11 protein-coding genes are annotated in these 12912 nt (G+C 62.9%); 4 read left to right on the forward strand and 7 right to left on the reverse strand.

The annotated features are described in order from the left end of the window. Positions 1-7: 7 nt before the first annotated feature. Positions 8-1615: an ABC transporter substrate-binding protein gene (locus NIBR502772_RS14920; RefSeq protein ID WP_104060885.1), complete on the forward strand. Its 1608-nt coding sequence runs from the start codon at positions 8-10 to the stop codon at positions 1613-1615. A gap of 120 nt (positions 1616-1735) precedes the next feature. After that, positions 1736-3247 carry a glycoside hydrolase family 32 protein gene (locus NIBR502772_RS14925; protein WP_141140793.1) on the forward strand — a complete coding sequence of 504 codons (1512 nt, stop codon included), beginning with the start codon at positions 1736-1738 and terminating at the stop codon, positions 3245-3247. A 139-nt stretch (positions 3248-3386) separates the two neighbouring features. On the opposite strand, the gene nrdF is transcribed toward NIBR502772_RS14925, so the two are convergent. The 7 genes from nrdF to NIBR502772_RS14960 form a co-directional block, all read right to left on the reverse strand. Continuing rightward, on the reverse strand, positions 3387-4361 hold the full coding sequence (nrdF, locus tag NIBR502772_RS14930; RefSeq protein ID WP_024368367.1) for a class 1b ribonucleoside-diphosphate reductase subunit beta: 975 nt from the start codon (positions 4359-4361) through the stop codon (positions 3387-3389). A gap of 91 nt (positions 4362-4452) precedes the next feature. Further along, entirely contained in the window at positions 4453-6573 is a 2121-nt protein-coding gene (gene nrdE / locus NIBR502772_RS14935; RefSeq protein ID WP_141142095.1) for a class 1b ribonucleoside-diphosphate reductase subunit alpha, read from the reverse strand. Between the two features lie 53 nt (positions 6574-6626). Then, on the reverse strand, positions 6627-7100 hold the full coding sequence (nrdI, locus tag NIBR502772_RS14940; protein ID WP_200950610.1) for a class Ib ribonucleoside-diphosphate reductase assembly flavoprotein NrdI: 474 nt from the start codon (positions 7098-7100) through the stop codon (positions 6627-6629). A 56-nt stretch (positions 7101-7156) separates the two neighbouring features. Next, positions 7157-7402, reverse strand: coding sequence for a glutaredoxin-like protein NrdH (gene nrdH / locus NIBR502772_RS14945; RefSeq protein WP_013601222.1), 246 nt, complete (start codon positions 7400-7402; stop codon positions 7157-7159). Positions 7403-7755: 353 nt separating this feature from the next. Beyond that, on the reverse strand, positions 7756-9129 hold the full coding sequence (locus tag NIBR502772_RS14950; RefSeq protein ID WP_141140794.1) for a class I SAM-dependent methyltransferase: 1374 nt from the start codon (positions 9127-9129) through the stop codon (positions 7756-7758). Beyond that, positions 9126-9857: a DUF1365 domain-containing protein gene (locus NIBR502772_RS14955; RefSeq protein ID WP_141140795.1), complete on the reverse strand. Its 732-nt coding sequence runs from the start codon at positions 9855-9857 to the stop codon at positions 9126-9128. The genes NIBR502772_RS14950 and NIBR502772_RS14955 overlap by 4 nt, the downstream gene beginning before the upstream one ends. Next, positions 9854-11236 carry an NAD(P)/FAD-dependent oxidoreductase gene (locus NIBR502772_RS14960; RefSeq protein WP_246848545.1) on the reverse strand — a complete coding sequence of 461 codons (1383 nt, stop codon included), beginning with the start codon at positions 11234-11236 and terminating at the stop codon, positions 9854-9856. Before NIBR502772_RS14960 ends, NIBR502772_RS14955 begins: the two co-directional genes overlap by 4 nt. 180 nt (positions 11237-11416) lie before the next feature. Here NIBR502772_RS14960 and NIBR502772_RS14965 point away from each other — a divergent pair, with 180 nt between their 5' ends. Together NIBR502772_RS14965 and NIBR502772_RS14970 are read left to right on the forward strand one after the other, a co-directional pair. After that, entirely contained in the window at positions 11417-12334 is a 918-nt protein-coding gene (locus NIBR502772_RS14965; RefSeq protein WP_141140796.1) for a LysR family transcriptional regulator, read from the forward strand. 45 nt (positions 12335-12379) lie between these two features. Beyond that, positions 12380-12886: a DUF2004 domain-containing protein gene (locus NIBR502772_RS14970; protein ID WP_141140797.1), complete on the forward strand. Its 507-nt coding sequence runs from the start codon at positions 12380-12382 to the stop codon at positions 12884-12886. Positions 12887-12912: the final 26 nt, after the last annotated feature.

Here is a 12912-nt window from a genome sequence, read left to right on the forward strand (position 1 = left end):
AATGACCATGTCACTCAGCCGTAAATACGCCGCCCTCGGCGCCGTCCTGGCCGGAACATTGATGTTCACCGCCTGCTCCGGCGGCGGCTCAGGCACCACGGAGATCAAAGACGCCTCCGCGGACTTCGGCTTCCAGGAAACAGGCTTCCCCATCGTCAGCAAGCAACTCGACCTGACCTTCTCCGGCACCAAGGCCGCCCTGGCCCCGGACTACAACACCATGACCGTGGTCAAGGAATGGGAAAAAGCCACCAACATCCACATCAACTGGGAAAACCTGCCCGAAACGGTCTTCCAGGAAAAGAAGAACCTCATCCTGGCCAGCGGTGACCTGCCCGATGCTTTCTTCAACACCGGACTGACCGACGCCGAGATCGCCACCTACTCCGCCAGTGGCACCCTCATCCCGCTCGAAGGGCTCATCGAGAAGAACGCACCCAACCTCGCCAAGCTGCTCTCTGACCGGCAAGACATCAAGGCCGCCATCACTTCCTCGGACGGGCACATCTACTCCCTGCCATCGATCGAGGAACTCGGCCTGGTCCAGTTCCCCAACGAACTCGCCATCAACACGTCGTGGCTGAAAAAACTGAACATCCCGATGCCGAAGACCATCGATGAGTTCCACGATGCGCTGCTGGCCTTCAAGACCCAGGATGCGTCCGGGACCGGCAAGACCATCCCGCTGAGCTTCATGCCCGGATCCTGGTGCGGGGACATCGTTGATCTGATCGCCGCCCTCGGCGGAGTGCCGGACAACATGGACCACCGCATCGTCCAGGACGACAAAGTCATCTTCACCCCCACCCAGGACGGCTACAAAAAAGCCATTCAGACCCTGCATGAGTGGTACCAGGAAGGCCTGATCGATCCCGAGTCCTTCTCCCAGGATGACAAGGCGTACCTGGCCAAGGGCAAGGCGGCCACCGAAAACCTTGGCTCCTTCGTCTGGTGGGAAGTCCCCGAAATGGTCGGCGCGGACCGTGCCAACAACTACACCCTGGTCCCGGTGCTCGAAGGCGTGGACGGCAAACGGATCGCCAGCCAGTCCAACAACCAGGAAATCGCCCGCGGCGCCTTCGCCATCACCCGGACCAACAAATACCCGGCCGCGACCATGCGCTGGGCAGACAACCTCTACGACCCCATCCAGTCCGCCCAGGCCAACTGGGGGCCCATCGGTGAAACCCTCCAAAAGGACGCCAGCGGACTCCTGACCCAGATCCCAGCCCAGGCCGGGACGAGCGAAGGCGAACGCCGGCAGAAAGTCGCCCCGGGCGGCCCGAAGGCCAACACCGCCGATAACTTCACCACCGTCGTCGCTCCCGAACCACGCGCCGCCGAACGCCAGAAAACCGTCAACGAACTCTACAAGCCCTTCGCCGGCAACGACGGCTACCCACCGGTCGCCCTCTCCAACGAAGAACTGCAGCAGATCAGCACCATCCAGACCGACACCACCTCACTGGTCAAGCAGAACGTCGCCAAGTGGATCGTCTCCGGCGGCATCGAGCAGGAATGGGACGGCTACGTCTCCCAACTCAAGAACGTCGGCGTCGACAAAATGATCGAGGTCTACCAGCAGGCCTACGACCGCTACAAAAAGAACTCCTAGCTTCCAAAGCACGGGTGGGCCGGTGCTTCCGCATCGGCCCACCCGCCACCAGATCCACTTGCTGGTTCTTGGCCCAATTTTGCAAGAGTCCCAACCTGCAACGAAATGAGAATGACCTTCATGACTGCCGCGACCGCCACGACAGCCGACACTTTCCGCCCGGCCTTGCATTACTCAGCCCGGAACACCTGGCTCAATGACCCCAACGGCCTGATTCATCATGAAGGCGTCTACCACCTCTACTACCAGAGCAACCCGCTGGGTAACGTGTGGGGGAACATGTCCTGGGGACACGCCACCTCCACAGACCTGACCACCTGGACCGAACACCCCATCGCCATCGCCTGCGACGACGACGAAGACATCTTCTCCGGCAGCATCGTCTTCGACCGCGACAACACCAGCGGTTTCGGTACCGACTCGGCTCCGCCCCTGGTCGCCGTCTACACCAGCGCCTTCAAACCCGGCTCCGCACACGCCGGGCTCCAGGCCCAGTCCCTCGCCTACAGCCGCGACGGCGGCTACACCTGGACCAAACACACCGCCAACCCCGTCCTGAACCGCGGATCCGCCGAGTTCCGGGACCCCAAGGTCATAAAGTACGACGGCGGTGCCGGCAGCTACTGGGTCATGGTCGCCGTGGAAGCCACGGACTTCCAGGTGGTGCTGTACAAGTCCCACGACCTCAAAAACTGGGAGCTGCTCAGTACCTTCGGCCCGGCCAACGCCACCGGAGGCGTCTGGGAATGCCCCGACCTCTTCCCCCTCCCCGTCGACGGCGACCCGGAGAACCTTCAGTGGGTCCTCACCGTAAACCTCAACCCCGGTGGCCCGAACAACGGCTCTGCCGGGCAGTACTTCATCGGCGACTTCGACGGGACCACGTTCACCTCGGCCACCACCGTGACCGAAGGCGTCCAGGACCCGGATCGGCTGGGCGAGTACCAGTGGCTGGACTGGGGCCGTGACTACTACGCCGCAGTCTCCTTCAGCGACGCCCCCGACAACCGCCGCCTCATGATCGCCTGGATGAACAACTGGGAATACGCCAACCAGATCCCCACCTCGCCCTGGCGCAGCCCCATGTCCCTGGTCCGCGAAGTATCCCTCCGAACTGTTGACGGAAAAGCGCGGCTGTTCCAAGAGGCCGCCGGAGATTTCGCCGCAGTGTCCAGTGCCGGACCGTCATTCAGCCTTGAACGGATGGAATTCTCCGACTGCACACGCGTGCTCGACGGGGCATCAGGCAGCGTCCAACGCATCGAGGTCACCTTCATCCCCTGGACCGTCGAAGAATTCGGGATCATCGTCCGTGGGAACGGCTCCCACGGAACCCGCGTCGGTATCCGGCCGGCACACGGTACCCTCCATGTCGACCGCCGGACATCAGGGAACACCAGCTTCCATGAATCCTTCCCATCCATCGACACAGCCCCCATCAGCGCGATCGACGGTTCCTACCGGCTCACGATCTTCGTGGACCGCTGCTCCCTTGAAGTCTTCGCCCAGGAAGGCCAACTCACCATTACGGAACTGATCTTCCCGGCACCCACCAGCACTGACGTCGCCATCTACGCCCTCGGCGGCACAGTCACCGTAGACAGCCTGAACATCACCCAGTACGCCGCCTGATAGGGAGTCATCGTCGCGGCACCATCTCGCCTCCAATGTGACAGTCGGGAACAAAAGTCCAACTTAAAGGCAACAGCCCCGCACAAGTATGTGTGCGGGGCTGTTGCAGGTTTGTTGGGTACGAACAAAGGAGGAGGAACTAGAAGTCCCAGTCATCATCCTCGGTATTGACGGCCTTGCCGATGACATACGAAGAACCCGACCCGGAGAAGAAGTCGTGGTTCTCGTCGGCGTTCGGTGACAGTGCCGAGAGGATGGCCGGGTTCACGTCGGTGACGGAAGCCGGGAACATGGCCTCGTAGCCCAGGTTCATCAGTGCCTTGTTGGCGTTGTAGTGCAGGAACTTCTTGACGTCCTCGGCGAGGCCAACGGAGTCGTAGAGGTCGTGCGTGTACTGGACTTCGTTCTCGTAGAGCTCGAAGAGCAACTCGAACGTGTAGTCCTTGATCTCCTGCTTGCGCTCCTCGGAGAGACCTTCCAGGCCCTTCTGGAACTTGTAGCCGATGTAGTAGCCGTGGACGGCTTCGTCGCGGATGATCAGGCGGATCAGGTCAGCCGTGTTCGTCAGCTTGGCCCGTGAGGACCAGTACATCGGCAGGTAGAAGCCCGAGTAGAACAGGAAGGACTCCAGCAGCGTGGAGGCCACCTTGCGCTTCAGCGGATCGTCGCCCTGGTAATAGTCCATGACGATCTGGGCCTTCTTCTGAAGGTTCACGTTCTCAGTGGACCAGCGGAATGCCTCGTCGATCTCCTTGGTGGAGGCCAGCGTGGAGAAGATCGAGGAGTAGCTCTTGGCGTGCACGGACTCCATGAACGCAATGTTCGTGTAGACGGCTTCCTCGTGCGGGGTGATCGCGTCCGGAATCAAAGACACAGCGCCGACGGTGCCCTGGATGGTGTCCAGCAGAGTCAGGCCCGTGAACACGCGCATAGTGAGCTGCTGCTCATCCGGAGTCAGAGTGGCCCACGACTGGACGTCGTTGGAGAGCGGGATCTTCTCGGGCAGCCAGAAGTTGTTGACCAGGCGGTTCCAGACGTCTACGTCCTTATCGTCCTGGATGCGGTTCCAGTTGATCGCTTCGACGTGGCTAAGCAGCTTGACCTTCTCGGTCATGTCATCCCCTAAAAGTTGGGTTGTTCTTTGAAGTTAAGCGTACGACGGCGGGCGGGCGCCCGCCGTCGTACTGTCCAGATTTAGTTGAAGATTAAAGCATGCAGCTGACGCAGTTGTCCACCTCGGTTCCCTCCAGCGCGAGCTGGCGGAGACGGATGTAGTAGATGGTCTTGATGCCCTTCTTCCAGGCGTAGATCTGGGCCCGGTTGATGTCGCGCGTGGTGGCGGTGTCCTTGAAGAACAGCGTCAGGGACAGGCCCTGGTCCACGTGCTGGGTGGCTGCGGCGTAGGTGTCGATGACCTTCTCATAGCCGAGCTCGTACGCGTCCTGGTAGTACTCCAGGTTGTCGTTCGTCAGGTACGGCGCCGGGTAGTACACGCGGCCCAGCTTGCCTTCCTTGCGGATCTCGATCTTGGACGCCACCGGGTGGATCGAGGAGGTGGAGTTGTTGATGTAGGAGATCGAGCCCGTCGGCGGGACGGCCTGCAGGTTCTGGTTGTAGATGCCGTGCTCCATAACGGAGGCCTTCAGCTCGCGCCAGTCATCCTGGGTGGGGATGTGGATGTTCTTGAACAGCTCCGCAACCTTCTCGGTCTGCGGCACCCACTCCTGCTCCGTGTACTTGTCGAAGAACTCGCCCGAGGCGTACTTGGACTTCTCAAAGCCGCCGAAGGTCTGTCCGGTCTCGATGGACAGCAGGTTGGAGGCGCGGACCGCGTGGTACACCACCGAATAGAAGTAGATGTTGGTGAAGTCCAGGCCCTCTTCGGAACCGTAGTGGACCCGCTCGCGGGCCAAATAGCCGTGCAGGTTCATCTGTCCCAGGCCGATGGCGTGGGACTGGTCGTTGCCGCGGGCGATGGACGGCACCGAGGTGATGTTGGACATGTCCGAGACCGCCGAGAGGGACCGGATGGCCGTCTCGATGGTCAGGCCGAAGTCCGGGCTGTCCATGGCCTTGGCGATGTTCAGCGAACCCAGGTTGCAGGAGATGTCCTTGCCGGTCTGGTCGTAGGACAGGTCATCGTGGTACGTCGTGGGCTGCGAAACCTGGAGGATCTCCGAGCACAGGTTGGACATGATGATCTTGCCGTCGATCGGGTTTTCCCGGTTTACGGTGTCCTCGAACATGATGTACGGGTAGCCGGATTCGAACTGGATCTCGGCGAGGGTCTGGAAGAACTCGCGCGCTTTGATCTTGGTCTTCTTGATCCGGGAATCGTCCACCATCTCGTAGTACTTCTCGGTGACCGAGACGTCGGAGAACGGCATGCCGTAGACGCGCTCGACGTCGTACGGGGAGAACAGGTACATGTCCTCGTCCTTCTTGGCCAGCTCGAACGTGATGTCCGGGATGACAACGCCCAGCGAGAGGGTCTTGATGCGGATCTTCTCATCCGCGTTCTCGCGCTTGGTGTCCAGGAAGCGGTAGATGTCCGGGTGGTGCGCGTGCAGGTACACCGCACCGGCACCCTGGCGGGCACCGAGCTGGTTGGCGTAGGAGAAGCTGTCCTCGAGGAGCTTCATCACGGGGATGACGCCGGAGGACTGGTTCTCGATCTGCTTGATCGGGGCGCCCACTTCGCGGATGTTGGTCAGCGCGAACGCCACACCGCCGCCGCGCTTGGACAGCTGCAGCGCCGAGTTGATGGACCGGCCGATCGATTCCATGTTGTCTTCGATGCGGAGCAGGAAGCAGGAGACCAGCTCGCCGCGCTGCTTCTTGCCGGCGTTCAGGAACGTGGGCGTGGCCGGCTGGAAGCGGCCTTCGATGATCTCGTCCACCATCTGCAGGGCGAGCTTTTCGTCGCCGCGTGCCAGGTGCAGGGCCACCATGCAGACGCGGTCCTCGTAGCGCTCCAGGAATCGATTGCCGTCGAACGTCTTCAGCGTGTAGGACGTGTAGAACTTGAACGCGCCCAGGAAGGTCTCGAAGCGGAACTTCTTCTTGTACGCGCGGTTGTAGAGCTCGCGGATGAAGTTCATCGTGTACTGGTCGAGGGTTTCGCGCTCGTAGTACTGGTTCTTCACCAGGTAGTCGAGCTTCTCTTCCAGGTCATGGAAAAAGACGGTGTTGTTGTTCACGTGCTGCAGGAAGTACTGGTGTGCAGCCTCGCGGTCGGCCTCGAACTGGATCTCGCCGTTCGGACCGTACAGGTTCAGCATGGCGTTGAGCTCGTGATAGCCCAGGCCCTTATAGGCGGCCGGCATCTCGGGCTTTTCGACGGCGGCGCCTGCGCGGGTGCCCTGGCCTTCGGCCCTGGTTACTTCTGTGTCTGCGACAGTCGTGTCCAAAACGTGTCCAATCCATTGTGTACGCGGGCGACGTCTTCTGGCGTGCCCATTAGTTCAAATCTGTAAAGCCGGGGGACGTTGCACTTGGCGGCAATAATGTCCGCGGCCATGCAGTAGTTGTCCCCGAAGTTTGTGTTGCCTGCACCGATAACCCCGCGGATCAGTTGCCTGTTCTGCGGGTCGTTCAGAAACCGGATCACCTGCTTGGGCACGGAGCCCTCTCCCCCGGTGCCCCCGTACGTCGGCACTACCAGGACATAAGGCCGGGTGGCGAGAAGGGGTGCATCCTTTGCATGGAGCGGGATCCGTGCCAGCTCACATCCGAGCTTCGCGACAAAGCGGCTGGTGTTCTCGGAGGTGGAGGAAAAGTAGATGAGCTGGCTCTGTGTGGTGACAGGCGCCAACGGGGCCACCTGGGCCCTGGCTACTGCCAGTGCTGACACGGGAGTCACCTCATGTGTGCGGATTGAAAGTTGCCGGCTGGCGAAAGTGCAGGGCCTTAGGCCACGGAGGAAACGGCAGACAGTGCCAGTTCCTCGATCTTGTCCGGGCGGAAGCCTGACCAGTGGTCCTGGTCCGTGACTACAACAGGTGCCTGCATGTAGCCCAGCGCCTTCAGGCGCTCGAGGGCCTCGGCGTCCTGGGAGATGTCAACGCTCTGGTAAGTGATGCCCTTTTTGTCCAGCGCACGGTAGGTTGCGTTGCACTGTACACACGCAGGTTTGGTGTAAACCGTAACGGTCATTGTCCCTGTCCCCTTTATCGAAATCTTCGCTCGTCTTTGTCCTGCCCAAGCTGTACGTCGATACTACATGTAGTGCAGACGGCTCTTCGGAACCCCAAGATGATGTATTACAAGTATGTCATTTAATGCACTTTTAATCCACAGGCAAGCGCCCTCAAAATGTCCGGAATTCCGCCATTTTTGCGGACGAAATCCACACCCTGTGGAGTACTTAGCCACAATTATCGCCCCGCGTGTCGCGTGCTGGACGGCGTGTCGCGCCTAGTGGGCGGACCACTACATCTGGTGCCGGGCACGCAAAAGGGGCCCTGAAAACACCTTCAGGACCCCTGCGACGTGACGAACCTAACCAGCTACAGCTGAGCCTCCCGGCGGTCCAGGACAATCTGCTGCACGTCCAGGTAGCCGGACTGGAAACCCGCCCGTGAATAGCAGAGGTAGAACAGCCACATCCGCTGGAACACGGCGTCGAACCCCAGCCCGCCCACCTCCTGCGAGCGCGCGATGAACTGTTCCTCCCAGAGGCGGAGGGTCGCGGCGTAGTGATCGCCCAGGCCCATCCGCTCCCGCACCCGGAGTCTGGTGTGCTGCTGGGTCACGCTTTCGATGGCCCGCACGGACGGCAGGAACCCGCCGGGGAAGATGTACTTGTGCACCCAGGTGTACGCGTTGCGCGTGGCCAGCATGCGGCCGTGCGGCATGGTGATGGCCTGGATGGCCACCTTCCCGCCCGGGGCCAGCACGCGGTCGATGGTCTGGAAGTAGATGGGCCAGTACTCATAGCCAACCGCCTCGACCATTTCCACTGACACAACAGCATCGAACTCGCCTTCCACGGCACGGTAGTCCTGCAGCGCCACGGTCACCTGGCCTGCGTAGCCGGCGGCTGCAATCCGTTCCTGCGCCAGCGCCCGCTGCTCACTGGAGAGCGTCACGCTGTAAACCGTGGCACCACGGGCTGCTGCCCGGAGGGCCAGCTCACCCCAGCCGGTGCCGATCTCCAGCAGCCGTGTGCCGTTTCCGACGCCGGCCTTGTCCAGCAGCCTGTCGATCTTGGCTTGCTGTGCTTCCGCCAAGGCGTCCCACGGGACCGAATCCAGTGCACCGTCGCTCAGCGGGAAGAGCGCCGAGGAGTAGCTCATGGTGGTGTCCAGGAAGTTGGCGAAGAGCTCGTTGGACAGGTCGTAGTGCCGCGAGATGTTGCTGCGCGTGTTGTGCTCTTCGTTGCGTTCCTGCCGCGGCGTCCGCGGCAGGTACAGGGTCCGCAGCTTCTGCAGCGGTGCGGGGACCAACGTGTCCACAGACGCGGCGAAGACCTCCAGCACCCCGGCGAGGTCTGACGCTTCCCAGTCCCCCGCCATAAAGGACTCGCCCAGCCCGATCAGGCCGTTGTCACCGATCCGCACTTCGAACGCTGCCGGCCTGAGCATGGTCATCACCGGCGCGTCCGGGCCACCGGTGCCCAGCACCGAACCGTCCGGGTAGGCAACACGCAGGGGCAGCCGCCGTACGGCCGCCTTGAACAGCAGGCCCGCGGCTTTGCCCGCCACCAGCGCTTTAGTGCCCGACGGCGGGTGGGCAACACCGGGCCACACTTCCGGATCGATGGTGGCCGGCGACGCCGGTACCCCGGCAGCGGTCCGTTCAGTCACCGGGTGCCGTGCGGCTGACTTCGCGGTGGAGACCTCCGCAGTCGCGGCTGTTCCGTTTTCATCGGTCATGGTCATTGGACTGCCTCCTGTGAGGGGTGATGTGGTCTATTCATGACTGGCAGGCGTCGAGCCCAGAGTTTGATGCCATGGATCCGGATCAGCGCGGATACCAGCAGCGGCGCAGCCGGGATGGCAACGGCCGCTGCCAGGATGTTCCTGACGGTGGCCGGTCGCCGGTCCCCGTCCATGGTCGCGGCGAACGGCCGCTGTCCTTCCCGCTCCAGGACGATGGAGACGGCCAGCCGTTGCTCCGGCGCGGGCAGCTTCATCCGGTACTGCCCGTCAACGTCATTGAACGGAGAAACGTAGAAGGCCTTGGGCACGCTGGCCCGGCCGGAAGGATCCGTTTCCAGGAGGTAGCAGTGGCGTTCGCCGTAGGTGTTGTGGACTTCGGCGATGACACACTGCAGCTCCCCGGACTTCCGGTAGCACCAGAAGAGGGTGAGGGGGTTGAAGACGTGGCCGAAGACCCGGGCGCTGGTCAGCATCCGGATGGCCCCGCCGTCGGGCTCTATCCCCCGGGTCCGCAGGAACCGTTCCACGTTGCTGCGGATGGTGGCGTCGGGATCGCCCAGATGGTCGGCGGCCCGGAAGACAGCCAGCGGCCGCATGAGCCGGGGCAGAACCGGGAGCCGGTCCACGTCCACAAACCAGCTGTAGCTCCGGTAGGTGAAAGCATTCTTCAGCGGACTCTGGCGCACGTGGGAGATGGACGTGCGGTAGATGGCTGCCGTCGAGCTCATGCGCCCTCCGAGGCAGAGAGCAGTTCGGGCTCGGGTGCCTGAGCCGCGGGCCCGTCCCAAGTTCGTCCCAGGCTCGCAGCGGCACGGACACCGGCCAGGGCGCCGTCCTCATGGAACCCCCAGCCCAGGTAGGCGCCGGCGTAGGCGATGCGGTCATCACTCAGGGCCGCAATGCGCTGCTGTGCCCGCAGTGATTCGGGGGTGTACTGGGGGTGTTCGTAGACCAAGTGTTCCAGGACCCGGCCTTCCGCGATGAGCTCGGACTCCCCCAGGCTCACCAGGTACGGCAGGCCATCGGCCGGCTCCAGGCGTTGCAGCCGGGTGAGGTCGTAGCTGACCAGGACCTTGTCCGGGCGGGCTTCGCAGTCCGGGAGACGGTAGTTCCAGGACGCCCTGGCATTGTCCGCGGCGGGCAGGACGGCCGGGTCCCGGTGGAAAAGGGTGTGGTTGACGGAGTACGGCATCTGGCCGAGGGCTTCCCTCTCAGCCGGTGTGGCGTCCGCGAGGAAGCCCAGGGCCTGGGCCGGGTGCGTGGCAATGACCACGGCCTCAAAATCCTCGACTCCGTGATCGGTGTCCACTTCCACGCCGAGGGCGTGGCGCCGGATAGCGGTGACCGGACTGCTAAGCCTGATGTCCGGGAGCGTGGCGGCCAACTTCTCCACGTACTGCCCCGAACCGCCGGTGACCGTCCGCCACTGCGGCGAACCCTTGACGCCCAGCATGCCGTGGTGTCCCAAAAACGTGAAGAGGTATCGCGCCGGATAGGACAGTGCCGTGGTGGGATCGCATGACCAGACCGCGCTGACCACCGGCGTCATGAAATGGGAGATGAAGTACTTGCTGAAGCGTTCCTTTGCCAGGAAGTCACCGAGGGTCAGCTCCGCGCCGCCCGCACCAGGGCCGGCGTTGGACGCTGGAGCCGACTCAATCAGAGCGCGGGCCCTGCGGTAGAAGCGCATGACCTCCAGCAGCATCAGCAGGTAGCGTCCGCGCAGCAGGCTGGACGGGCGGGCGATGATCCCGCGGCCGCCCCCACGGGCCCCGGCGTACTCCAAGCCGCAGCCGTCACAGCGGACGGACATACTCATTTCGGAGTCCTGCGTCTCCACGCCCAGCTCGGCGAACAGCCGCAGCAGGGTGGGATAGGTCCGCTCGTTGTGGACGATGAAGCCGGTGTCGATGCCGAGGACGGATCCATCCGGCTGCGCGACATTGTGGGTGTGGGCGTGGCCGCCCAGCCTGCTGTCCGCCTCGAAAAGGGTGACGTTGTCTTGCCGGTTCAGGACATAGGCGGCGGTCAGGCCGGCCACTCCGCTGCCCACGACCGCGATGCGCCGTCCCTGCGGCTTGAAGGTCGAGTTCCCTGCCAAAGACACTGTTCTGCTCCCCTACTCGTCTTGCGTGTGCGCCTGCTCGCTGCAAACTCTCTAGGGGCAGTTCGGTGCCGTGGGGCCGGTGGATGACTGAGTTTGCCGTAAATCTTTGTGCCAGAATGAAGCGGGCGTTCCATCCCCGGCACACCGCAGTGCCAAGGCGGCCCTGACCGAAGGACAGCGTTGGTAAATCCCGTACATCTGAAGACCCTCCTGGAAGTGACCCGGCTGGGCTCGTTCGCGGCCGCAGCGGCACGCCTGGGCTACACGGCGTCGGCTGTCTCGCAACAGATGTCCGCCCTGGAACGCGAGACGGGCGTGGTCCTGTTCCAGCGTTCGGCCCGCAGCGTGGTCCCCACGGAAGCGGCGGAAGTGATGACCCGGCACGCCGCGAAGGTGCTGACGGACATCGAAGCCCTGATGGCGGCAGCCTCCAAGACACACAGCAGCACCAGCCAGGAGCTTCGGCTGGGAATCTTCCCCAGCCTGGCAACCTACGTCCTCCCGCGGATCCTGAAGAATCCGGCATGGAAGGACCTGGCCATCGACCTCAAAGTATCGGTGGCCGAACCGGCCCAGACCATCCAGGGACTGCGCACCGGCGGAGAGCTGGACGTGGCGCTGGTCTTCCAGGTGGGCCAGTCCGGGCTCGCCTGGCCGCACACCATTAACCGGCAGTGGATCGGCGATGACAACTTCCGCGTAGTGCTCCCCGCGGGCTGGGGATTCCGCACGGACGCCAAGGTGGCGGCGGACCATCTGTCCGAGCTGCCCTGGATCATGCACCACCCCGGGAGCCCCGACGCCGTCGTGATCGAGCGGCTCTTTGCCAGCTGCAACCTGCATCCGCGCGTGGTGGCCCACAGCGACGACTTCCATGCCAGCCTCGAAATGGCGGCCGCCGGACTGGGCGCGGCGCTGGTGCCCGAGCTCGCATTGCGGAACCGGCCGGCCGGCGTTGTAGTGCTGGACGTTCCCGAAATCCGGCTGGCCCGGAACGTGTTTGCCCTGCTCATCAACGAGAAGAAGACCGCCCGGGTGCAGCTGTTTGTGGACCTGCTCGCCGAGACGATGGCTGCGGCGGGGTCCTCAGGCAATTAGCCCGGAATGCTGGAAAGCGCAGCACTTGGGGTCTATGTTGAAGGTATGAACAGGGTAGCGAGCCAGCACTTTGGAGAAATCGAGCTCAACCACGGCAGGGATCACAACATCGCCGCCAAACATGAGCTGGGTGGCCAGGTACTGGAACTTGACCTGAACATCAACGCACACGACCACTTTGACGAAGCGGCCATGCACAAGGTGGACTACCGGCTGCGGTTCCTCCCCGAGCTGGTGGATGAGGTGCGGCAGATGATCGCCGACGAGCTGGAGCAGGAAGGCACCAGCCCCCAGGAATACCTTCACTTCCACTGCAGCGCCCTCAAGGACGAGCAAATGCAGAAAGTCTTCGGCGTGGAGGAACGCAGCCAGCTCACCAACGACGTCTTCCTCAAAGCCCTCAAGCTCGGCCACGTGGGCATTTTCCCCGGCCAGCCCGAGCGCTACTTTGTCATGGACTTCACGCTGGGCTCACACTTCACGGACGAGGTCCTGGTGGTAGCCGCCGACGAAGACGGCGTGGTGGACGACGAAATCCTCTGGGAGTCCTGAGCGCCCAGCCGGGGTGAAGCACTGCC

Source organism: Pseudarthrobacter sp. NIBRBAC000502772, assembly GCF_006517235.1.
In the GTDB taxonomy this organism is placed as follows: domain Bacteria; phylum Actinomycetota; class Actinomycetes; order Actinomycetales; family Micrococcaceae; genus Arthrobacter.